Here is a 23,861-nt window from a genome sequence, read left to right as displayed (position 1 = left end):
TGCTACAACCTCCTTAAAAGTACAAAATCTGCAATTTCAGCAAGGTGCCCGTCATCCGCCATCCCCTCCAAATGGCTCTTTGCCTCGGCGATGAGGCCCCTCGCTCGGTCCTTTGCACCCTCAAGCCCGAAAAGGGCGGGATAGGTAACCTTTCCGCTTGCAGCGTCGCTGCCGTGGTCCTTTCCCATCTCGTTCGTGGACGCGGTAACATCAAGGATGTCATCAACGACCTGAAAGGCGAGACCCAGATTTTCACCGTATTGTCCAAGGGCTCTTGATACGGCATCTCCAGCCCCGGCCGCGAGAGCCCCCAGTAGGACGGAACAACGGATCATGGCGCCGGTTTTATGGGTATGGATGTACTCCAGGACAGGTTGGGACGGGGGTTTTCCCTCGCTGTCGAGATCGACCTGCTGGCCTCCCACCATGCCCTTCCATCCGGCAGCGGCGCCAAGCTTCCGAATCATCCTCAACCTGTCAACAGGCTGGACGGATTGCAGGAGCTCAGGGTCACAGAGAAGTTCAAACGCCATTGTCAAAAGGGCGTCCCCGGCGAGAATGGCGGTGCCCTCATCGAAAGCCCGATGGCAGGTCGGTTTCCCCCTTCGGTAATCATCGTCGTCCATTGCCGGAAGGTCATCGTGGATCAGGGAATAGGTGTGGACGAGTTCCACGGCGCACGCCGCGGCCATGGCGTTCTCGGGGTCCCCCCCGGCTGCCCTGGCCGAGGAGAGAACCAGGATGGGCCGGATCCGTTTTCCACCGGCGAAAAGGCTGTAGCGCATCGCATCGACAAGCCGGGAAGGGTAGGTGCCCTTGGGCGGCATAACTCCCTCCAGAGCTCGGTCAACCTGTGCCTTGTCCTCCTCCAGAAATCCTGCCATCAGTCCTCAGTTTCCTCTTCGTCAAAGGGAACGGCCTTCACCTCGCCGGATATGTCCCGGGTAAGGATCTCGACTTTCTTTTCCGCCTCGTCGAGTATCCCGGCCAGTTTTTTCAACTTGACGGTGCCCTTCTCAAAGAGCTCGAGGGATTTTTCAAGGGATATGTCGCCCCCTTCGAGCTGCGCGACGATTGCCTCCAACTCGGCTAGGCCTTCCTCGAAACCCTCGTCTTTCTTTGTGGATTTTGCCAATTTTCTCCTCCCGTAAAACACCGGCGGCATATGTCCGTGCTGTTTTACACTTAGGTTCATCCTGGAAATGATCCTTAATTAACTAAGCACAATACCATGAAAAAAAAACCACGCAAACGGAAACGCCAACGCAAAAATGGAAATTGTGCAGCGCCGCCTCACCTGCGTTGACACAACCGGCGCCATACGGGTAGAATCCGCACCATGCCTAAAATAGTCTATTTTGCTATCTTCCCCGTGGTTGGCGCCCTGGTGGGTTGGATCACCAACCGGATCGCCATCATCATGCTGTTCAGACCCCGGAAACCCATCAGTTTCCTGGGATTCCGTATCCAGGGACTAATTCCACAGCGCCAGCACCAAATCGCCCAGAGGATCGCCGAGACCGTCGAGCAGGAGCTGCTGACCGTCGAGGATCTGGATGAGGCCATGAGCGGGGTCCAGTGGGAGGATGAGGTCCGTTCCACCCTGACATCCATCCTCCACACAAAGGGGCCGGGAATGTTCATCGGAAAGATCCCGGGGATAGCCAAGGCGTGGGAAGCTCTGATCCTTCCGCAGATCATTGACCTCCTGGCTCCGGAGATCAACAGGCTCATCGCCCGATACCGGGACTCCTTCGTCAGAAAACTGCGGAACTCCGTGGATATCAGACAAATCGTGGCCGACCGGATCGAGCAGTTCGAGATACAGACCCTGGAGACCCTGATATTCGCTCTGGCCAGCCGGGAGTTCAAGCATATCGAGTGGGTCGGCGCCCTCACCGGCGCCCTCATCGGCGCAATCCAGGGCCTGATCGTGCTCATTGCCGGATAGGAACCCCCCTGTCTTGACAGATGTGGCTGTGAGACATATTGTTACCGACTACTTTACGGGAACGAGGGCGAACAACGATGGCTGCTGAAAATCCCAAAGGCTACAAAGATACCCTGAATCTCCCTAAAACTGACTTCCCCATGAGGGCGAGTCTCCCCAGAAAGGAGCCGGAGCGCCTTCAAAAGTGGGCGGATCAGGATATCTACAGAAAAATTCTGGAGGCGAGGGCGGGGAAGGAGACCTACATTCTTCACGATGGCCCCCCATACGCAAACGGAAACATACACATGGGGACGGCCTTAAACAAGATCCTCAAGGACTTCGTCGTAAAGTCCAAATGGATGGCCGGTAAATACTCTCACTATGTTCCAGGCTGGGATTGCCACGGCCTTCCCATCGAGCACAAGGTTGACACGGAGTTAAAGGCCCGGGAAACCGGGATTTCGGCCATTGAGATCCGTCGGGCCTGTCGTGATTACGCCAACCACTTTATCGATATCCAGCGAACGGAGTTCCGCCGGCTGGGGGTTTTCGGGGACTGGGATCATCCCTATTTGACCATGGCATACCCTTACGAAGCGAGAATAACGAGGGAATTCGGCGCTTTCGTCCAACAGGGCTCCGTCTACAAGAGAAGAAAACCGGTGTACTGGTGCTCCTCATGCGGCACAGCCCTGGCCGAGGCTGAGGTGGAATATCACGATCATACTTCACCGTCCATCTACGTAAAATTTACTTTCATGGACGACCCCGCGAAAAAGATTCCGGAGTTGAAGGGCATACCCTCAGCGGTGGCTATCTGGACAACCACCCCGTGGACGATCCCGGCGAACCTGGCGATAGCCCTTCACCCCGATTTCTCCTACGTGGCATTCCTCGTTAATGGAGAGGCCCTCATAGCCGCGGAGGATCTGGCCTCTCATCTCGCCTCCACCATAGGTGCGGGAGAACCGGAGATCATAGCCCGCTTCCCGGGGAAGCTGATTGAAGGGCTGAAAACAAGGCACCCCCTGTACGACAGGGAGTCAATCGTCGTCCTCGCGGATTACGTGACCCTGGACGCCGGGACAGGATGTGTCCATACCGCTCCCGGGCACGGACAGGATGACTACGAGACAGGATTGAGATACGGTCTGGACGTTTATGCCCCGGTGGATGACGAAGGTAAATTTACCTCCGACGTAGGTTTTTTCGCGGGCACGCATGTATTCAAGGCCAACAGGAATATCATTGAAAAACTGGAAGAAATTGGCGCTCTTCTCGCCGAAACCCCCATTGAACACACCTACCCGCACTGCTGGAGGTGTGATTCACCCATCATATTCAGAGCAACCGAACAGTGGTTTATCTCCATGGAACACAACGGCCTCCGTTCCAAGGCGCTTGAGGCAATCAACAAAGTCCGCTGGATCCCCTCATGGGGCCGGCAGCGGATCTACCAGATGATCGAGAACCGGCCGGACTGGTGCATATCCCGTCAGCGGTCCTGGGGATCGCCGATTACCATCTTCTACTGTGAGGAGTGCGGAGAAGCCCTCATGAGCGGGGATATCTGCAATCATGTGGCCGACCAGATGGAGGAGAAGGGGGCCGATGTCTGGTTCACTGCTTTGGCCGGGGAACTTCTGCCGGAAGGAACGAAATGCCGGGCGTGCGGCGGAGTCTCCTTTAAAAAAGACATGAACATCCTGGACGTATGGTTCGACTCCGGTGCAAGCTACGCCGCGGTTCTCCAGGACAGGGACGATCTCGAATGGCCCTGCGACATGTACCTCGAGGGATCCGATCAGCACCGGGGATGGTTTCACAGCAGCCTTCTCGAATCGGTGGGAACCAGGGGCGAGCCGCCTTACAGAGAGGTCCTCACCCATGGCTACGTTGTCGACGGCAACGGAAGGAAGATGTCCAAATCCCTGGGCAACGTCATCGCCCCGCAGAAGATCATCGATAAATACGGGGCCGAAATCATACGCCTCTGGGTTTCCGCTACCGACTACCGGGACGACATCCGTATTTCCGATGAGATCCTTTTGCGCCTGACGGAGGCATATCGCCGTATCCGTAACACATGCCGATACCTGCTGGGCAACCTTTCCGACTTCGACCCGGAGAAGGACAGTGTCCCCTACGATGAGATGGATGAACTGGACCGTTGGGCGCTGCTCAGGCTATCCCGGGTGACAGGCCGGATAGTTGAAGCCTATGACACCTTCCAGTACCACAATGTCTTCCACACGCTCCACAACTTCTGCGTGGTGGATCTGTCGAACTTCTACCTCGACATCTTAAAGGACCGGATGTATGCCTCCGAGGCAAACAGTCCTCTGAGACAGTCCGGGCAGACCGCGTTCCTGGCCCTGGCTGACGGAATCGTCCGCCTGATGGCGCCCATCCTTTCATTCACCTCCGAGGAGGTGTGGGAGAACCTGCCGGGATCAAGGGCCGAAAGCGTTTTTCTGACCGAGTTTCCGAGACCGGACGCCGGATGGGCAGACCATGATCTGGAAAACCGCTACGAAAAACTGGTGGCCATCAGAGATGTCGTTACGAAGGCCCTCGAGGAGGACCGCCGGCTTAAAAAGATCGGCAACTCCCTCGAGGCGGCGGTGACGCTTCACGTAACGGATCGGGCAGCCGCGGAATTTCTCGAAAGCTTTGGAAAGGGTCTGCCTGACCTTTTTATCGTCTCATCGGCTGCAATCGAATCCCACGGGGAGTTGCCTGAAGACGCCTTTACCCATGAGGGATTTCCCGGATTCGGAGTAACGGTCGGGAAGGCGGAAGGCGGCAAGTGTGAAAGATGCTGGAAATTTGCCCCTGAAGTCGGGGCCGACGGTAAAGATTCCGGGATCTGCGCCCGGTGTCAGAGCGTTATCGAGGGATAGGTCATGGTAGATTTTCTTCTCTTCGTGGGTATCCTGACGGCGGACCGGGTGTCGAAGATCATGGTGGTCAACCTGATGGACCTGTACCAGTCGACACCGGTGATCCCCTCTTTTTTTCACCTGACCTACGTGAGGAACACCGGCGGGGCATTCAGCATCCTGGCCGGCTGGGACAGCCCCTTCAGGCGGGTCTTCTTTATCCTGGTGCCCCTGTGCGCTCTGCTTCTCCTGCTTTATCTTTACAGGGAGGCTCAACGCAGCTCTTCTACGCAGGTCCGTCTGGCTATTACAGCCATCGCCGCAGGCGCCGTGGGAAATCTTTACGACAGAACCGTCACGGGAAAGGTTGTGGACTTTCTGGATGTGTTTGTGGGACCATACCACTGGCCTGCCTTTAACGTGGCCGATTCGGCAATCACCGTCGGAGCCATTTACTTGGGCTTCCTCTTTCTGAGGGGCCACATGGACTCGATGAATAGTTGATGGCTTCATAGGAAGTCATCAACGCGCCCCGCGTGGGGCGCCCAAATCAACGACTTGCTACATAAGTCATTGATTTGTGAGGAAAACGAAAACGACGCTTTTCGCTTTCCGTTGTGCAAAAAGTCCCGGGTCGGACTTTTTGCGACTCTATCAACAGATACAGGGAGACAGGATGTTCCCGGAACTTCTTCATATAGGACCGCTCACGCTCCACACCTACGGCCTCATGGTCGCCCTGGGTATGCTCGCCGGCATTACCCTCGCCGAGTACCTGAACAGAAAACAGGGTGGAGAGCCGGGCCGCATTGTCGATCTGTCGCTCATCGTCATCCTTTCCGGACTCCTTGGCGCCAGGACTCTCTTCATCATCATCAACCTCTCCTACTACCAGAGCCATCCGCTGGAGATGGTTATGGTCTGGAAAGGTGGATTGGTCTTCTTCGGAGGGCTTATCGGAGGGCTCATTGGGCTGCTGGTCGCCATTCTGATCTACCGGATGCCCCTCTGGAGAACCCTGGACATTGCCGCGCCGGGACTTACCCTGGGCCACGCCCTTGGGCGGATCGGGTGCTTTTCCGCCGGCTGCGGCTACGGCAGGCCCACGGACCTGCCCTGGGCGGTGATCTTCACCGACCCCCGCAGCCTGGCCACGGGCGTGCTTGGCATCCCGGTTCATCCGACCCAGCTATACTCCTCTCTGGCCCTCCTGATCCTGACCGTTTTCCTGGTCTGGAAAACCCCGCGGAGGCGCTTCGACGGTCAGATAGCAGCCCTGTACATAATAATTTACTGCATCTTTCGCTTCGGCGTGGAGTTCCTCAGGGGAGATCCCAGAGGTGGGGCTGAAATCATGGGATTCTTTCTGTCCACGAGCCAGATCGTGAGTCTTGTGCTCCTGCCCCTGGGCCTGTTGTTCTATTTCCTGCGGTCACAGGCGGGGGAAAGGGATTAGGAGTCCAGAGTCGCTGAGTCCAGAGTCCAGAGTCCAGAGTGAAAAAGGGGGTTCGCAAACGCGAACCCCCTTTTTTTACTGATAAGCGGGAAGGTGTTTAAATATCGAAGTAGAGCGCGAACTCCCAGGGATGGGGCCTGAGATTGATGGCGTCCACCTCGTTCTGCCTTTTGTATGTCAACCACATCTCGATGAGGTCGGGGGTAAAGACATCACCCTTCAGCAGGAAATCGTGATCCGCTTCCATGGCATCGAGGGCTTCGCTCAGGGAGCCCGGCACGGAGGGAATCTGGGCCAGTTCCTCGGGAGGCAGACCATAGATGTTCTTGTCGAGGGGTTCCCCGGGATGGATTCGATTTTCGATGCCGTCCAGACCGGCCATGAGCATGGCGGCAAAGGCCAGATAGCCGTTGCACGTAGGATCGGGGGTCCTGAACTCCACCCTCTTCGTCTTGGGGTTTGCCGAGTACATGGGAATCCGGATGGCGGCGCTCCGGTTCCTTGAGGAGTAGACCAGGTTGATAGGCGCCTCGTAACCTGGAACCAGCCTGCGATAGGAGTTGGTCGTGGGGTTGGTCAGGGCACACAGCGCCGCCCCGTGTTTGATAATGCCCCCGATGTAGAACATGGTCAACTCGCTCACGCCGCCGTACCGGTCCCCCGCGAACAAGGGCTTGCCATCCTTCCAGATACTCTGGTGCACGTGCATGCCGGAGCCGTTGTCCTCGAATATCGGTTTTGGCATGAAGGTGGCCGTCTTGCCGAATTGCTTGGCAACGTTCTTGACGACGTACTTGAATCTCATGAGGTTGTCGGCGGCCTGAAGCAGCGGAGCAAACTTCATGTCGATTTCCGCCTGACCGGCGGTGGCCACCTCGTGGTGCTGCGCCTCGATCTCGATCCCCAGGCTCTCGAGCACCTGAACCATCTCCACGCGTATTTCATCGGTGGCGTCGGTGGGGGGACAGGGAAAATACCCCTCCTTGTGCCGTGGTTTATAACCAAGGTTGGGTTCCTCTTCCCGGCCCGTGTTCCACCACCCCTCGCTCGAGTCCAGGAAGTAAAATCCTGACTGGGGGTTCTGTCCGAAACGGATGTCGTCGAGGATGAAGAACTCGGCCTCCGGTCCGAAGTAGATCGTGTCGCCGATACCCGTGGACTTGAGGTAATTTTCCGCCTTGCGCGCCACGTTTCTCGGATCCCTGGAATAGGACTCCTTTGTAATGGGATCCACTATATCGCAGATAAGGGAAAGGGTAGGCACCCGCGTAGAGAAAGGATCGATCTGGGCCGTGTCCGAATCAGGCACGACCAACATATCGCTGGCATGGATGGGCTGCCAACCCCTGATGCTGGAACCGTCAAACCCGAAACCCTCCTCAAAGCTGCTCTCTTCAAGCTGGCTGATGGGTACTCCGAAATGCTGCCACGTCCCGGGTAGATCCATGAACTTGAGATCAACCATCTTGACCCCGTTTTTCTCCGCAAACTCAAGAACCTCTTTCGGTGTCATACCTGCACCCTCCGATCTTCTATTGATAGGGTCGTAAAAAGTCCATTCACGGCTTTTTACTCAACGGAAAGCGAAAAATGTCATTTCCACTTTCCTCACAAATCTCCGATTTGAGCGCCCCAAGCGGGCGCCTCGATGACTTTTTACAAAGTCATCTCCGTTGAAAACCTTAAAAAACGACTGCCTAAATCGCCTCTTCCCCGGTTTCGCCGGTTCTGATCCGGATAACATCCTCCACGGGCAGGACAAAGATCTTACCGTCCCCGATCCTCCCGGTTTTGGCGGCTTTAGACACCGCTTCAAGGACCTTTTCCAGAATCTCGTCCTTTACAACAACCTCGATCTTCACCTTGGGCAGAAAATCGACGATATACTCGGCTCCACGGTAAAGCTCCGTGTGGCCCTTCTGTCTGCCGAAACCCTTCACCTCGCTGACGGTCATCCCCTGGATACCGAGGGAGTTGAGAGCCTCTTTAACCTCCTCCAGCTTGAACGGCTTGATAACGGCCTCAACCTTTTTCATGTTATTATCCTCCAGTTTTGACAACCTCGCAAAAAGCCTCTTCGAACCATTTTACGAGGCGAGGGATGGCTCCCTGCTCCGAAAGTTAAAGCAACACTCATACCAAGGATCCTAAACTAAATATACGGTCGTAACCACTTAATAATTCTGAATATTTTTGGGAAAGAAAACCGGAAGAATCCGGCTGACTGCACATTGTTCCATCAACCTATCTCCAGTATGCCACATTTTCAGGCAGTATTAGCGGGGATGGATATATCAAGGATCTCCAGTTCCCTCAGACCCCTTGGGATCTGCACCTGTACCACGTCACCCACCTGCTTGCCAATAAGCGACCTGGCCACAGGGGATGTCACATTGATCTTCCCGGCGGAAACATCCGCTTCGTCCTCGCCTACAATCTGGTAGCCCAGTTCCTCCCCGGACTCCAGGTCCTGGACTTTCACGAGGACGCCGAAAACCACCTTGTCGGTGCCGACTCCCGCAGGATCCACAACCTGGGCGTTTGCGATCCGATTCTCGATTCCCCGGATTCGGCTCTCAAGAAACGCCTGCTGCTCTTTGGCCACGTCATATTCGGCGTTTTCGGAAATATCACCGTGCTCCCTGGCAACGGCGATGGCCTCGATTACCTTGGGGCGCTCTTCGGCCTTCAGCCTTTTCAATTCACTTTTCAATTTCTCCAGCCCCCCGGGAGTCATGGGATATTTTGTCATGGGATTTTACCCTCCAAAAATGATGACTTCTTGCGAAGTCATCATCGCGCCCCCTTCAGAGCACGCAAATCGAAGATTTGTGAGGAAAGTGAAAATGACACCTTTCGCTTTCCGTGGAGTAAAAAGTCATTGATGGACTTTTTACGACCCTGTCAAAAATGAACCAAAAAATGCCCCCGCTGGAGAAGGCATTGAATTATCCCGAAAAAGAATCCACCCGCACAACGGGTGGAATAAGTCAATTAATACATTGCCGGTGGGAAAAAGTCAACAAGAGTCCATCCGGGTTGAACTCTACGGCCTCAAATATCCAGAAAGGTCCTGATATCGGCCGCGGTGCCGGCCACGGTGCCCCCCTCCGCCTCGGTTCCCGGGAAAGAGTTCAGGAAGATTCTCCCATAAGATCGCTTTAGCAACCTCGTATCGCAAATGACCGCGAATCCGCGGTCATCTTTGTGCCGGATGAGCCTGCCGACCCCCTGTCTCAACCGGATGACGGCGCGGGGCACCGAATCCTCCATGAATGGATCCCGTCCCTCCCTCACCAGGGCCTCGCTTCTCGCCTCCATCACAGGGTCCGTGGGCACGGGGAAAGGAAGCCTCGTGATAATTACGCTCCGCAAGGAATCCCCCACAACATCGATCCCCTCCCAGAAACTGTCGGTTGCAAAGAGGGTCAGATCCGGATCTGAACGAAACCTGTCCAGAAGAACCGTTCTGGGGGATTCCCCCTGGCGGAGGGCCTGAATCCCCCGCCGGGAAAATTCCTCCCCACACCCCTCGAAAACCGCGTCCATTGTCCTGTAGGATGTAAACAACACCAGTGCCCCACCACCCGAAGCTTTCACGAGATCCAACACAGCGTGGGTCAGTTCACGCACATACCCTTCTCTCCCCGGTTCCGCAACATCGTCGAGCACGGCCAGGCGCATCTGGGCGGCCATATCAAAGGGTGATGGGTAGACCTCCTCCACCACATCACGGTCCTGGAGAGACCTGATGCCAAGCTTCTCGTTTAAAAAATCGAACGTCCCTTCAACTGTCAGGGTAGCGGAAGTCATCACCACCGGCCCATCCAGGGAAAAAAGGGTCTGCTCCATGATTTGGGCCGCATCCAGGGGGGTCAGGTGAAAGCTGACGGATGAACGTCCTTTCCTGAGGCGTACGTCCACCCAGCAGACCTCACCGTCTTCCTCACCTTCCCGGACCCGTGTGATGAAATCCAGGCTCGCATCCAGGCGGGAGGCTACCGCCCCGATATCCCCCCAGAACCCGGTAAGATCATCAAAACCGTCATCAACCAGACCCCTCAGAACCCGGTTGAGTTTCCTTAAGGGGGCCAAGGGAACCGAAAGGGCGGCGCCAAGTTCATCGAGGAGTTGTTCAACCTTTTTCCATTCGGCTTCGTTCCTCAGGGCCGGGGGGACGCGCCACTTGGAGCCCGTTCCCCGGGCGCCTCCCAGCCATGGAATCATCACACCTGCGAGATCGTCGAATATACGATCCATACGACCCCTCGCCTCCGTGACGCCGGATGTTATTGAGCCGGCAAGTTCATCGAGTTTATTCCTTTTCCCGACATTCAAGAAACGCATCCCGCTGATCCGTCTCGTAAGAAAGGGGACAAGGCCCCTGTCCTGTTTTTTCCTGCTGACCAGACGGCCCAGTTGCCCCATCAGGCCCCATTTCCCCACACTGCCCTCGAAGTAGGATAGGGCCACACTTTCCAGGTTGTGCGCCTCATCAAGTACCACGGCATCGTAGCGGGGCATGACCGCGGCGGCTTCATGCCCGGCGCTGCGGACTGCCAAGTCGGCGAAAAGGATATGATGGTTGACAAGAAGGATCTGGGCCGATGCTGCATCCATCCTGGAGCGGTAGAAGAAACAGTCGGAAAAGTGAGGGCACCTGGCCCGCAGGCAGGAATCGGACTCGGCTTTCAAAAGGTTCCAGTTGGCGTCACCGGGTACAAAGGACAGGTCCGAAAGGGTCCCGTCGGATGTCATCCGGCTCCATTCGATGAGTTCCCTGACCTCCAGGACGTCATCGAAATCGAGCAGCAATTCTCCTGAATCATTATCCAACAGATCCCTTTTACGAAGACACAGGTAGTTCCCACGCCCTTTGATAAGGACAGCTTTGAAAGGTTCCCCCAAAGCCTTCTGCACAAGAGGCAGATCCTGTCGAAGGTGCTGCTCCTGGAGGTTGATCGTTCGGGTGGAAACCACAACCCGGCGCTTCCCCTTCAACGCCCAAAGGACGGCCGGGATCAGATAGGCGAGGCTTTTCCCCGTACCGGTTCCCGCCTCGAGGACGCCCACCGCCCGGCTGTCAAGAATACGCGCCACGTCAGCAGCCATACGGCACTGTGAAAGACGTGACTCATAGTGGGGATGAACGGCGGCCAAGGGCCCATTGGGACCCAGAAGAGCGGATATTTCTTCCGGATTGAGCGGTTCAACGGTCCCCCTGGCCTGCTGAGGTTCCACGACGGCATAGACCCGCCTGACCTCATTGTCCACGATGTAAAAACCGACCCCGTCACCACCCACCTTGGAAGCAATGGAAAGATCGGCTTTCGATGGGGCCAGAATACCCGTCGGATGGTTGTGGATCACCACATCCCCGGGCCCTGTATTCTCCGTGATGGCCGGAACCGCCTCGCGGTCGCCCCTGGCCATGGGCAAAATGTCCACAACGAGACCCTCCCCATCGGTCCGCCCGATGAAGAAGACTTCATTTCCACCACAATCGGCGATCTCATCCCGGACGAATATCTGTGTTTCCGGGGAAAATCGCTCCTCGCCCTTACCTCCCGGCCCTTTCATAGCAACGTCTTTCAAGCTCCTTTCATGATTGGGTTGTAAAAAGTCCATTCGTGGCTTTTTACTCCACGAAAAGCGAAAAGTGTCATTTTCACTTTCCTCCCCGGGCGCGATGATGGACTTTTTGCGAGTCCATCATCTTTCATATCCGTCAGGCATTCTTTAGAATTGGAAGCATCATAGCCCATTGAGGGACAAAGAGCCATCTAGGGGAAAGGAAAAGGCCGCCAAAGGGGCGGCCTTTCCGGCTTGCGCTCAGGTGGACACAGTCCGTTTACTTGACTTCGACCCTGGTCTCCCGGGTCTTTTCCTCATCGACCTTGGGAAGGGTGACGTGCAGGACGCCATTAACAAATTTCGCCGCGGCCTTGTCGCCCTTTATCCTGGAAGGCAGGGTCAGAGTTCGGGAGAATTTACCGAATTTCCGCTCGATGTAGTACCTGTTCTCTCCCTTTTCCTCCTTCTCCTCCTTCTTCTCGCCCTTTATGGTAAGGGTGTCGTCCTTCAGTAAGATCTCCACATCCTTCCTGTCGATTCCGGGCAACTCGACCTTGACCTGGATGTTTTCCCCCGTATCCACGAGGTCCACGGCGGGACTAAGACCGGCTATGGCGGTTTCGGCGGGCTCACCGAAATAATCGGAGAGTAGCCGGTTCATCTCATTCTGAATGCCGCCCATGCCGAAAAACGGTCCCCAGAGTACAGGCCTTTGACTTCTGATCCGTGCAATCGCCATTTTATTTTCCTCCTTTCTTTCTTTGCCGCCGTTGACTCCCCATCCCGGCGAGGAGTCAATAACCGTCGGCGCCATGCCTCTGTATACCCTGAATTTAGCTCCGGCCAGGCCCTTGTCAAGGCTGACAGTGCTCTTGCCCGCAGACATGTCATCCGCTATAGTCGCCGTGCCATGCTGACCATTCTTGAGAACATATCCCCTGTTTTCCTGGTGATTGGACTTGGATACCTTTCCCGGAAACTGGGATTCCTGCCGGATTCATTCATACAACCAGCCAACCGCCTGGTCTACTACATTGCCATTCCCATCCTGATTTTCAGCGAAATTTCCCGGGGAAACTTCGCTGAAAGCTTCAACCCGGGCCAGATCGGAGGGACCTTTCTGGCTGTGGCCGGTATATTCGCCCTATCACTGGTCGCAGGGGGGGCAATGCGGCTATCTCCCAACGGAAGGGCTACCTTCTCCCAGACCTCCTTTCACGGAAACCTGGGCTACGTTGGACTGGCGGTGGTGTTCTACGTTCTTGGAACCGAAGGAAGGGCTGCCGCAAGCGTCCTGGCCGGGTTTCTCATGCTGTTTCAGAATTTTCTCTCCATTTCGCTCTTTACCCTGCTCGCCCGGGGGGGGGAAAGGCTTTCCCTCAACACGGTCTGGAAATTTTTAGGCAATCCCATAATTCTGGCTACCCTGCTTGGGCTTATCTTCTCCGCGGGAGGGATAAAGGTACCGGGGTTCCTGGCGCATACATTCAGGATAGTCGCCGAAATGGCCCTTCCCCTGGCCCTGCTTATCATCGGGGGATCGCTGAAACCTTTCTCAACCCGTCGTGTTCGTCTTGTTGCCCTCTCAGCCGCATTAAAGCTGGCAATCCTTCCCATGATTGGATTTTACATCTTTCGTCTTATTCACCTGGAGCCGGGTGCGGCGGGAGCGGCCATCATCTTCCTGGCAAGCCCATCGGCAACCATCTCCTACGTCATGGCTGCGGAAATGGGCGGGGACAAGGACCTGGCGGCGGCAGCGGTAACGGCAAGCACCGCCCTTTCGATCATTACTTACACATTCTGGATCTCGACTATGGTAGGGTCGTAAAAAGTCCATTCATGGCTTTTTACTCAACGGAAAGCGAAAAATGTCATTTTCACTTTCCTCACAAATCTTCGATTTGAGCGCCCTAAAGAGGGCGCGGTGATGACCTCTTATAAAGTCATCAACCTTGGTAGGGTCGTAAAAAGTCCTTCAATGGCTTTTTACTCAACGGTGCCTGGCTGAAGGAAACCGTAATGATGATTCAAAATGGGGACAAAACCGGGAGTCGGTTTGCAGTGCTTTTCTGGTCGCTCCTGGTTATTAGCACGGGAATCCGGTTGGTCTACGCTGTCGTTCTGCCGCTTACAGGGGATGAGGCCTATTTCTGGGAATGGGCCAGGCATCCCGCCCTCTCATATTACGACCATCCCCCCATGGCGGCCTGGGTCATGTGGCCCCTGATTAAACTGTTCGGGAATACTCAACTCGCTGTCCGGATGGGCGCCATTATCGGTATTCCACTCGTCATACTGATAACGCGCCGCCTGACACTTCTCATCTCGGGTTCAACGAAGACCGCAAACCTGACGGGAATCCTTGCCATGGGGATACCTCTTCTTGAAGTCGGCGGTCTGATATACACCACCGATACCCCTCTCGTGCTGGCAGGAACAATGGGAGGATACCTCTTCTATCAGGCGGTGGTCAGGAATCGAAAATACGCATGGTGGGGCCTGGGTGTTTGCTTTGCCGCAGCCATCCTCAGCAAGTTTCTGGGCGTGGGTCTCATCGCGGCCTGTTTCGGATACTTGCTTCTCTCACCAAAATACCGTTTTTACCTGAGGAAATCGGGGCCCTACATCGCCCTGGGCATTGGAGCACTTGGTTTGGTCCCCATTCTCATCTGGAACGCATCCCACAACTGGGCCACCTTTGTCTTTAACTTCTCCTCCCGTCAGGCCCCCCTCGCTCTCGGGTTGACCCACCTCGCCGATTACCTGGCCGGACAGGCTCTTGCCCTTAGCCCTGTGGTTTTCCTTCTGGCCTTCCCCGCTCTGGCCGTCTGTTTCCCGCCCGGACGAAACGCCGTGACGGCCCGTTGGGAGATCCCGGCTTTCCTGGCCCTTGTTCCCCTTGGAGGCTTTCTGGCCATCAGCGTTCTGACCAAAGTCGACCCTCAATGGACCGGCATAGGGGTCCCTTTTTTGGCGATTGCGGTGGCCGGGTTTCTTCTTCGTGGGGAAAAGGCCGGCGGATACTATATCGGAGCCGCCGCCACCGCCTGGACAATTTCCCTGCTGATCTTCCTTATTCCTATTTTGCCTCTTACCTTTCCAGAGGGCTGGAAATCTCCCATCAGGCCCGACAAGATAAAGATCTCGGATCTGAAGCTCCTCACCGCCTCCCCCTCGGGAAAGGGCGCCGAGATAGCCGCCAACCTGAAGGAAATGGAGAAGGAGGGGGCAACCTTTGTTTTCACCAGGTCCTACGCTCTTTCCTCCCTCGCCGCCTTCTATACCCCCGGCAACCCGGAAGTTACCGTCCTGGGACCCGGAAGCGTCCACGGAAGGAGCCACTTCTCATGGTTTGATCCCTCCGCCCACACGGGAGAGAATGCCCTTTTCGTCAGCTATAGGGACTTCGCCCACGAGAGGAAGTTTTTGCTGCAACGGTTCAAGCGTGTGGTTCTGGTCCTGGATGCATCCCTGGACCAGAACTCCCTCCCTCTTACCCTTGTAAAATGCTACGGGTTTTCAGGTAAACGCTGAAAACGAATAAAAACTGGTTCATCCCGGAAATGGGTACCTGAAGGATGACCAGATTTTGTGGAAAGCTAACTTAACACAGGGTGCACAGAGTTTCACCAGCCGTCGCTGAAGCTATGGCTGGCAGGCAGGGTGGCACAGGGTTTATTTAAAACAAGTTAACAAAGTTTCGCGAAGTTTAAAATCTGTGCAACCCTCTTTTTAAACCCTGTGAAGTGACCTCCAGGTCACGCCATCGGCGTGACTGTGATAAATCAGCTTTTGACTTTAGGGATTGCTTCCGTCTACCTTTTCAACTCCGCATGAGATTGCCGCGTCACTCTCGTCTCCCTCGATGCTCCTCGCAATGACTTCGCTGGTCATCGCGAACCGTATCCGAGTGAAGCGATCCCGTAGCGCCCGGAGGGCGCCGCGACGGCTTTTTCAGCTTCCGTCTTCGTTTTTCGAACTTCGCCGTGACAAGTCGCCCGGGATTGCCGCGTCCCCTTTTCTACTCTGGACTCTGGATCTTGAATCCCGCCGTTGAACAATGATGACTTCGCAAAAAGTCATCATTACGCCCACTGATGGGCGCCCAAACAAGTTGTTGATTTGTAAGGAAAGTGAAAATGACACTTTTCGCTTTCCGTAGAGCAAAAAGCCATAAATGGACTTTTTGCGACCCTATCAACATTGAACGTTGGACACCGGGTTAAGGTACGCATTAGCCAGCCGGATGAACTAAAAAAAAGGCCCCAATACAGGGGCCTTTTTGGTGGTATGATATCTTTTCTATTCGGCGGGAAGAACGTTGGTCGCCTGGGGACCCTTGGTTCCCTCCGTAATTTCAAAGGTCACACGCTGGCCCTCCTGGAGGGTCTTGAAGCCTTCCCCTCCGATCGCCGAATAGTGGACGAAAACATCCGGTCCTTCCTCCTGAGCGATAAATCCGAATCCCTTCTTCTCATCGAACCATTTCACCGTACCTTCTGCCATTCTGTGACCCCCTTCTCACTGAAAAGAACAAACAGACTCATCCGGGTTCCACCTCCCCCGGGCAAACCATTTTTACAGCAAACCCATGGGAAAAACAAGCAAAATACGAGATGGGGAGCCTCCCCGTCTCGCGTAACCGAATTTGGGTTCGTGGTCTTTTATTTCTTGTCAAGTTTCGTGATCTTCGACCCCTCCAAGGTCAAATTATACATAAGTCCCTTTTGGCCGATGATGAATCCAATGACTGGTTTCTTGATATTTGTGGTGTCAATTGATCCACCGGCACCGACGTCCACAAGCGCAACCGACCCGTCAATACCAACTTCCCATCCGTTGCTTCGGCGAAATCCGTTCAAAGCATCATTCGACATGAACATGATAATAACGATCTTGGACTGGGCCCCCAGTTGAAACCCGATGGAGGCGGCGGCTGTTGAGTAATAGCCGACGGTCTTCCCCTTGATCCTCAGGACGCCTTCACCATATTCCCCTCCGATCCCGATACCCGCCTTGTACACTTTAGGGAATATCAGGACCCCCTTTGCCTGGGCCATTAGTTCATCGCCGGAGCTGACCTCTTCGTGGAAGGTGCGAAGGGCCTCGTTCACCCTTTTATCGATCTTGGCCGCCGACGCCGCCGATACCGGGCTGGATGCAACCGTTAATGAAAAAAGAACTACGAAACCGAGCAGGAAAACCGTAAATCGTGAAGAATAAGGCATTGTCATACCTCCTTGAAATATAACCGGAGCATCCCCCCGGAAATGCGCCGACCCAGCCTATATTTTATATTACCTGAATTGCAACGGTTAGCGCAATGCGTGAAAATGGTTGTGGACCGTCAGGTCTCTGACACCGGGGGTTGACCGCGAAAAAAAGCCCCGGAGTAAAGTCCGGGGCCATTGCTTTTTGGCGTCCCCTACGGGATTTGAACCCGTGTCGCCGCCGTGAAAGGGCGGTGTCCTGGGCCAGGCTAGACGAAGGGGACCATATTTATTGGTGAGCCCGGAAGGATTCGAACCTTCGACCGACGGATTAAAAGTCCGCTGCTCTACCGGACTGAGCTACGGGCTCCGGAGGGTCACTATCTAATACTTACTGTCTTTATTGTCAACCGTCTCGTACAATACCATCCCATTCAATACCATGGGCTCACACCCACGATATTTCATGAATAAAGTTTCCCTCGCACATTGTCGTCTATTTCTTACATACGAATATTTTTTTCCAACCGCGGGCTCATCAGCTCCACGGATCGATCAGCTCCACATAATCGTCCCTCTCGGGCCCTGTGGAAACCAGGGCGATGGGAATCCCGGTCAACTCCCCGAGCCTCCTTATGTAGGCCTGAGCCTCTTTGGGAAGGGCCTTCCACTCTCTCAAACCCCTTGTTGTCCCTTTCCAACCCGGATGATCCTCGTAAATGGGCTTGCACAGGGTCAACTGGTCCAGGTCCGCCGGAACATGGTCAAACCTGAGATCGCCGCAGGAATATCCTGTACAGATCCGGACGGGATCGATCCCGTCCAGAACATCGAGCTTTGTGACCACAAGCCCGGTCAGTCCATTAACCATCGCGCTCTGGCCCAGCACAACGGCGTCGAACCATCCACACCGCCTTGGCCTTCCCGTGGTGGCCCCGTACTCATCTCCCGCATCCCTGATGCGTTCACCCGGCGATCCTCCCAGTTCCGTGGGAAACGGTCCCCCGCCCACCCTCGTGGTATACGCCTTGGAGATACCGATCACCTCGTCGATGGAACCGGGTCCCACTCCCGAACCGGTACAGGCGCCTCCGGCCGTGGTGGAGGACGAGGTTACGAAGGGATAGGTACCGTGGTCGATGTCAAGATGGCTTCCCTGCGCCCCTTCGAACAGGACGTTTTTCCCATCGGCAATCCCCTGCTGCAGCAGATCTGTGGTATCGGCGACGTACCCCCGGATACGCTCAGCCAGGAGCATGGTGGATTCGAAAACCTCCAACTCATCGAATGTCTCTTTGCCGAAGAACCTGGCGAGGATGAAGTTCTTGAATTCGAGGGCCGCCTCGAGCTTCTCGCGGAAAACAGGAGGGTTAAGTATGTCACCGATCCGTATCCCGGTACGGGCCACCTTGTCCTCGTAGGCAGGCCCGATTCCCCTGCCCGTTGTTCCGATGGCCTTGACCCCTCTCCTCTCCTCCCTCGCCTGGTCCAGGGCGACATGGTAGGGCATGATGACGTGGGCCCTCTCGCTTATGAAAAGCCTCCCATCCAACTCGACCCCCTTAGCGGCAACGGAGTCCATTTCAGCTACCAACGCGTCGGGAGCCACCACCACCCCGTTTCCAATAAGGCACCGTTTTCCGGAATGCAGGATGCCGGAAGGGATGAGGTGGAGAATGGTCGTCTCCCCCCCTACGACAACGGTGTGCCCCGCATTGTGCCCCCCCTGGCAACGCACCACCACATCGGCCCGCTCGGTATAGACGTCAACGATTTTTCCCTTACCCTCGTCGCCCCACTGGGCACCGATAACCACAACATTGGGCATTACCTGTCCTCCGGAAATAAATTATGGTTCATCACAATAATGCGTACCTCATTATTTTACTTTGCGGCCCTTTGCGGCAGCGCCTGAGAGTGGCGCCCTCCGCGCCTGTCCTGAGCCTGTCGAAGGGCGGCCCTCTGCGATAAAACCTGTGCTTTAGAGCTGTAACGCAGAGTTACGCAAAGGCGGCTCGATGGTAGGCCGCACATACCGCAGAGTTACGCAAAGAAGTCAGGTGAGGGGAATATTTTTTTGATTTAACCCTGCCTGCCAGCCATAGCTTCAGCGACGGCTGGTGAAACTCTGTGCACCCTGTGTTAAATTAGCTTTTCACAAAATCTGGCCATCCTTCAGGTACTCATTTCCAGGACGACCCTATTTATTATAGAGCATCAATATCACACGGGGTGGATCTGCCGGCCTTGCTGTCCCATCTCCTCAACCCCCCGTCTTCCAGAACAATTATCGTCTTGATCCCGTGGGCCCCGGCGAAGGCCGGAAGATCCTCATCGCCCAGGTCCTGGATAAGACAAAATACTCCCCGGCCCTTACGTCTCAGTTCCATGGCGGCGGACAGCCCTCTCGCCTGGTCTCCGGACCTGTTCACAAAGAGGTAATCAACACCCCCGTGCCTGACTTCGGTCCTCGACACGATCTCAACTAATTCCAGGATATCAATGGCAAAACCGGTGGCCGGGGCGGGACGACCGAACTTCCCAACCAGATCATCGTATCTTCCGCCCTTCAGAATCGCCCTGCCCGCGCCCGAAACGAAACCGGAGAAGACGATTCCCGTATGATATCTGAACGAGGACAGCTCTCCCAGGTCCACCTCGATGAGATGGGCATCGACGCCGTGGGAAACAGCAAGGTCAAGAACCTCCATAAGGTTGGAAAGGGCGTCCGAACACTCGCCGTTTGGGGCACCCTTCCCGGCTTTCCTTATTACCTCGAGGCCGCCGCGCAGCTCGGCCAGGGAGAGGACCGACTGCCTCAGGGATGGTTGTACGTTCGTCCGGTCAAGGATTCGTCCGACCTCCCCAACGTCCTTCCTGTCCGCGGCTCCGATGAGGAGATCCTCCGTTTCCCTGGACAGACCGCACTCCTTCAACAAACCCCTGGCGTAGCTGACCTGCCCCAAGGAGATCCTGATCCCTGAAAATCCCATCCTTTTCAGGGACTCCACGGCAAGAGCGATCACCTCCGCGTCGGCCTGTGGGTCGCCCGGACCCAGAAGTTCGGCCCCCGCCTGGATCAGCTCCCGCCTGGGATGACTGGGGTCCCTGGGATAACGGTAGACATCCGAGACATAGCACAGCCGCAGGGGATATGGAACATCCTGAAGGGCCAGGGCCGCCATACGCGCGACCTGGGGCGTCATATCGGACCGCAGGACCATCACCCTGCCCGTGGCCCGGTCCACCAGCTTGAAGGCCATATCCAATTCGGCCGCCTCAAGTCCCTGGGCCATGGTCTCCAGGTACTCCATGGCCGGGGTGCGAACCTCCCGGTACCCCCACAGCCGGAAAGCATCCATGATCTGCCCTTCCACCCTTCTTATAAACGCCGCCCTGGCGGGGGGCATCTCGAAAACACCGGTGGGCAGCAGCCAGGAACCTTCTGGTTTCTTCATGGGAAAAGCCTCGTTTTTTCCGGACGCAATAAGGCGCAGGCCGGATTACCGCCGACCCGCGCCCCGAAAACCCTAGAAATTCACCCTGGTTACGGTCTTGATGTGCGGCAGCTTCATGAGGGCATCGATGACATTGTCGCCGGGCTCCGAGTCGACCTGGATGAAAGAAAGAGCTTCCCCGCCCGGCTCGTCGCGGCCTATCTGCATACTGGCGATATTGATGCCGTGACTGCCCAGCGTCTTGCCGAGGTTGCCGATGACGCCCGGACGGTCATCATTGCGGAGGACCAGCACGTGACCCTCGGGAATAGCCTCCATGGAGAATCCGTCGATGCTGACGATCCTCGGTTCCCTACCCTCGAAGATATACCCCTCAGCCACCATCTTATCGTTACCCGAGGACAGGGTAACCTCGATGAGATTGCTGTAGTTCCCGGGTTCCGAACTCTTCACCTCGTTGACCTTCAGGCCTCTGTCGGTAGCCAGAACAGTGGCGTTCACGAAGTTTACCGCGCCAACGCCAAGCACCGGTTCCAGTATTCCCTTCAGGACGCTTATGGTAATGGGCTCGAGGGGCAGATCACGCACAGACCCGGCGTAGCGGACCTCCACGGATTTGGGGGCAAATTCCACGAGCTGGGCCGTTAGGCTTCCCAGTTTGTCGGCCAGATCGAGGTAGGGCCGGACCTTCGGGAGAAGGTCTCCGCTCACGGACGGCACGTTAAGCGCGTTGGTGATGGTCCCGTTGACGAGGTAATCAGCGATCTGGTTTGCCACCGCAATGGCCACGTTCACCTGGGCCTCCCCGGTGGAGGCGCCCAGATGGGGGGTGAGGATGACGTTATCCAGCCCCAGCAGGGGGTTGTCCTTGTCCGGCGGCTCACTCGAGAAGACATCGAATGCAGCTCCGGCCACAAGCCCCTTCTTCAAGGCATCCGCCATGTCGGCCTCGTTCACAATACCCCCACGGGCGCAGTTGATGATCCGGACCCCCTTCTTCATCTTCTTGAACACCTCGATGTCGATCAGGTTCTTCGTCTCATCGGTCTTGGGAACATGGATGCTGATAAAATCGGACCGCCTGTATAACTCTTCAAGATCAACCAACTCCACGCCCATCTTCTCGGCGGCCTTTTCGCTGATATACGGATCGTAGGCGATGACGTTCATCCTGAGCCCCTGGGCCCTGTTAGCCACAATGGAGCCGACATTACCGACTCCGATGATGCCCAGCGTCTTGTTCATGAGCTCAACGCCCATGTAGAGTTTCTTGTCCCACCGGCCGGCCTTCATGCCCGCGTCGGCCTGCGGGATATTCCTGGCCAGGGAACACATCATGGAGATGGCGTGTTCGGCGGTGGTCACCGTATTTCCGCCGGGGGTGTTCATGACCACGATCCCCCTTTTCGTGGCCTCCGGGATGTCGACATTGTCCACCCCGATACCGGCCCGGCCGACGACCTTGAGGCGGGAGGCCGCCTGGATGATTTCCCCGGTGACCTTTGTGGCGCTGCGGATCACCAGGCCGTCGTACTGTCCGATAATCTCCTTGAGTTCCTCCGGTTTCAGGCCGGTGTTCACGTCCACCGAGAGGCCGGGGGTCCTTTCAAGTATCTCCACCCCGGCCGGGGACAACTTGTCGCTTACAAGTACCTTCATCACCGCCCCCCTTTCAGACGAGTATCTCTTCGGCCCTGCGGACGCCCGCGCCGAGTTCAACCTTGTGCCCCAAATCCCTGAGAGTCATCTCCACGGCGGCGATGGCGGTTACCATATCCAGGCCGTCCAGGTAGCCCATGTGGGAAAGACGGAAGATCTTTCCCTTGGCGTTGTCCTGACCACCGGCCACTGTGATCCCATATTTTACGCTCAGATTCTTGACAATGGCCTGGGCGTCCATCCCCTCGGGGGCAAGAACGGCGGTTATGGAATCGGACGGAGAGTCGGGCGCGAAAAGCCTCAGCCCTATGGCCTTCATGGCCTCACGGGTAGCCTCGGCGTAGGAAGCGCACCTTGCGAACATGTCCTCAAGGCCCTCTTTCCTGATCTCGCGTATCACCTGCCTGAGCCCAAGGATGAGGGAAACGGCCGGGGTGTAGGCCGTGCTCGGTTTGGCGGCGTTCTTCCTCTCCTTGGCCCAGTCGAAGTAGTATCTGGGCTGTGTACACTTAGCCACAGCCGCCCAGGCCTTGTCGCTGACGGCGGCGAAGGACAGGCCGGGAGGAAGCCGCCATGCCTTCTGGGATCCCCCCACGACCACGTCCAGTCCCCACTCGTCAAAGGGCAGGTTCATAACCCCTACCGCGGTGATGCCGTCAACAATGATGAGCTTGTCCTCGTAGCGGTTGACGATCTCAGCGATGGCCTTAACCGGATGGGACACCCCGGTGGACGTCTCGCTGGCCTGAACGTAGACCGCCCTGATCCCGGGGTCGTCTTCCAACTTCTCGGCGATGACCGCCGGGTCAACCGCCTGGCCCCAGGGAACATCAATTACCACGGGGATGCCGCCATAGGTAGACACGAGCTGGGCCCATCGCTCGCCAAATTTTCCGCCGTTTACGCAGATGGCCTTTTCACCCGGGTTCAGGATGTTGGCAACGGCGCCTTCCATGGCCCCGGTCCCGGACGAGGTGAACAGCAGCACATCACCTCTGGTCTGGAAGATGAACTTCAGACCATCGAAAACCTCCTTCAGGACGGTTATGAACTCCGGTGCCCTGTGGTGGATAATCGGCTGAGCCATCTCCAGCGCAGTGTATGGAGATATGGAGATACGTCCACCGGACCTGGCGAATATATCCTCTTCTTGATCATCAGCATCTACCTCCCGCGAAAATGTGTATGTTTCACCCGAAAAACCAAATGATGAATCATTTTATTTTACCACAGCGCAGCCGGCTTACAGGCTGCTCCACAGGGTTTTAAAGTAAAAAATACTAATCTTTAAAGGTTTTTCCCTGTGCAACAACCCTGTGGTGTGACCTGTAAGTGGTCACGCTGTGGTGAATTAATTTTGATAGGGTCGTAAAAAGTCCATTCATGGCTTTTTATTCCACGGAAAGCGAAAAGTGTCATTTTCACTTTCCTTACAAATCAACAACTTGCGCTGCAAACCATTGATTTGCGCGCCCATTAATGGGCGCATTGATGACTTATTGCGAAGTCATCAACCTTAGAGCGAGAAGGCCAGCTTGCCGCCCAGCAGGAAGTCCGAGGAGCCGTCGTTCAGCCCAAGCCCCACCACAAATCCGAAATTGATGGACGGTTCCAGATCGAAGCTGACGCCACCTAAGAGGATATCGCCGAAATTATACTCTGTCGAGATGAACCCCTGGTCCACCA

General features: G+C 55.9%; 20 protein-coding genes and 2 tRNA genes. 6 read left to right on the top strand and 16 right to left on the bottom strand.

The genetic code is table 11. The annotated features are described in order from the left end of the window. Positions 1 to 2 precede the first annotated feature (2 nt). Positions 3 to 884 (bottom strand): polyprenyl synthetase family protein, encoded by an 882-nt coding sequence (locus GXP52_02980; GenBank protein NOY86250.1) that lies wholly within the window; start codon positions 882 to 884, stop codon positions 3 to 5. After that, a complete protein-coding gene (xseB, locus tag GXP52_02975) occupies positions 884 to 1,165 on the bottom strand; it encodes an exodeoxyribonuclease VII small subunit (GenBank protein ID NOY86249.1) in 282 nt (93 codons plus the stop codon). Before xseB ends, GXP52_02980 begins: the two co-directional genes overlap by 1 nt. Before the next feature lie 174 nt (positions 1,166 to 1,339). Between xseB and GXP52_02970 the strand changes: the two genes are divergently transcribed. The 4 genes from GXP52_02970 to lgt all read left to right on the top strand — a co-directional run bounded on the left by GXP52_02970 (position 1,340) and on the right by lgt (position 6,271). Further along, the gene (locus GXP52_02970) at positions 1,340 to 1,951 is read left to right on the top strand and encodes a DUF445 family protein (GenBank protein ID NOY86248.1); all 612 of its coding nucleotides are present in this window, start codon (positions 1,340 to 1,342) and stop codon (positions 1,949 to 1,951) included. Positions 1,952 to 2,028: 77 nt separating this feature from the next. Then, on the top strand, positions 2,029 to 4,836 hold the full coding sequence (gene ileS, locus GXP52_02965) for an isoleucine--tRNA ligase (GenBank protein ID NOY86247.1): 2,808 nt from the start codon (positions 2,029 to 2,031) through the stop codon (positions 4,834 to 4,836). A gap of 3 nt (positions 4,837 to 4,839) precedes the next feature. After that, on the top strand, positions 4,840 to 5,319 hold the full coding sequence (gene lspA, locus GXP52_02960; GenBank protein ID NOY86246.1) for a signal peptidase II: 480 nt from the start codon (positions 4,840 to 4,842) through the stop codon (positions 5,317 to 5,319). Positions 5,320 to 5,491: 172 nt separating this feature from the next. Continuing rightward, positions 5,492 to 6,271 carry a prolipoprotein diacylglyceryl transferase gene (gene lgt, locus GXP52_02955; GenBank protein ID NOY86245.1) on the top strand — a complete coding sequence of 260 codons (780 nt, stop codon included), beginning with the start codon at positions 5,492 to 5,494 and terminating at the stop codon, positions 6,269 to 6,271. 97 nt (positions 6,272 to 6,368) lie between these two features. On the opposite strand, the gene glnA is transcribed toward lgt, so the two are convergent. From glnA to GXP52_02930, 5 genes are all read right to left on the bottom strand, one after another. Next, complete coding sequence (gene glnA / locus GXP52_02950) at positions 6,369 to 7,784, bottom strand: type I glutamate--ammonia ligase (protein NOY86244.1); 1,416 nt, start codon at positions 7,782 to 7,784, stop codon at positions 6,369 to 6,371. Between the two features lie 184 nt (positions 7,785 to 7,968). Further along, entirely contained in the window at positions 7,969 to 8,307 is a 339-nt protein-coding gene (locus GXP52_02945; GenBank protein NOY86243.1) for a P-II family nitrogen regulator, read from the bottom strand. A gap of 230 nt (positions 8,308 to 8,537) precedes the next feature. Continuing rightward, entirely contained in the window at positions 8,538 to 9,023 is a 486-nt protein-coding gene (gene greA, locus GXP52_02940; protein ID NOY86242.1) for a transcription elongation factor GreA, read from the bottom strand. A 302-nt stretch (positions 9,024 to 9,325) separates the two neighbouring features. Continuing rightward, positions 9,326 to 11,866: a helicase gene (locus tag GXP52_02935; GenBank protein ID NOY86241.1), complete on the bottom strand. Its 2,541-nt coding sequence runs from the start codon at positions 11,864 to 11,866 to the stop codon at positions 9,326 to 9,328. Positions 11,867 to 12,122: 256 nt separating this feature from the next. Continuing rightward, entirely contained in the window at positions 12,123 to 12,527 is a 405-nt protein-coding gene (locus GXP52_02930; GenBank protein ID NOY86240.1) for an Hsp20/alpha crystallin family protein, read from the bottom strand. Positions 12,528 to 12,755: 228 nt separating this feature from the next. On the opposite strand from GXP52_02930, the gene GXP52_02925 reads away from it, so the two are divergent. Next, entirely contained in the window at positions 12,756 to 13,676 is a 921-nt protein-coding gene (locus GXP52_02925) for an AEC family transporter (GenBank protein NOY86239.1), read from the top strand. A gap of 191 nt (positions 13,677 to 13,867) precedes the next feature. Continuing rightward, on the top strand, positions 13,868 to 15,382 hold the full coding sequence (locus GXP52_02920) for a glycosyltransferase family 39 protein (GenBank protein NOY86238.1): 1,515 nt from the start codon (positions 13,868 to 13,870) through the stop codon (positions 15,380 to 15,382). 768 nt (positions 15,383 to 16,150) lie between these two features. Here the strand turns inward: GXP52_02920 and GXP52_02915 are convergent. The 9 genes from GXP52_02915 to GXP52_02875 form a co-directional block, all read right to left on the bottom strand. After that, complete coding sequence (locus GXP52_02915; protein NOY86237.1) at positions 16,151 to 16,354, bottom strand: cold-shock protein; 204 nt, start codon at positions 16,352 to 16,354, stop codon at positions 16,151 to 16,153. A 158-nt stretch (positions 16,355 to 16,512) separates the two neighbouring features. Next, complete coding sequence (locus tag GXP52_02910; protein ID NOY86236.1) at positions 16,513 to 17,076, bottom strand: hypothetical protein; 564 nt, start codon at positions 17,074 to 17,076, stop codon at positions 16,513 to 16,515. A gap of 188 nt (positions 17,077 to 17,264) precedes the next feature. Further along, positions 17,265 to 17,342 (bottom strand) — tRNA-Glu (locus tag GXP52_02905). Between the two features lie 9 nt (positions 17,343 to 17,351). Next, positions 17,352 to 17,428 (bottom strand) — tRNA-Lys (locus GXP52_02900). 168 nt (positions 17,429 to 17,596) lie between these two features. Continuing rightward, complete coding sequence (locus tag GXP52_02895; GenBank protein ID NOY86235.1) at positions 17,597 to 18,886, bottom strand: adenylosuccinate synthase; 1,290 nt, start codon at positions 18,884 to 18,886, stop codon at positions 17,597 to 17,599. 379 nt (positions 18,887 to 19,265) lie between these two features. Continuing rightward, positions 19,266 to 20,516, bottom strand: coding sequence for an ATP phosphoribosyltransferase regulatory subunit (gene hisZ, locus GXP52_02890; GenBank protein ID NOY86234.1), 1,251 nt, complete (start codon positions 20,514 to 20,516; stop codon positions 19,266 to 19,268). 72 nt (positions 20,517 to 20,588) lie between these two features. Continuing rightward, complete coding sequence (locus GXP52_02885; GenBank protein NOY86233.1) at positions 20,589 to 22,178, bottom strand: phosphoglycerate dehydrogenase; 1,590 nt, start codon at positions 22,176 to 22,178, stop codon at positions 20,589 to 20,591. A gap of 10 nt (positions 22,179 to 22,188) precedes the next feature. After that, a complete protein-coding gene (locus tag GXP52_02880) occupies positions 22,189 to 23,262 on the bottom strand; it encodes an alanine--glyoxylate aminotransferase family protein (protein ID NOY86232.1) in 1,074 nt (357 codons plus the stop codon). 429 nt (positions 23,263 to 23,691) lie between these two features. Continuing rightward, positions 23,692 to 23,861, bottom strand: a 170-nt coding sequence (locus tag GXP52_02875; protein ID NOY86231.1) for a hypothetical protein, incomplete at its 5' end; no start/stop codon positions are given.

The sequence above is a fragment of the Deltaproteobacteria bacterium genome, assembly GCA_013151915.1.
GTDB lineage: Bacteria > BMS3Abin14 > BMS3Abin14 > BMS3Abin14 > BMS3Abin14 > BMS3ABIN14.
The sequence above is the reverse complement of the archived record's forward strand: the minus strand, read 5'-3'. Positions and strand labels throughout refer to the sequence as shown.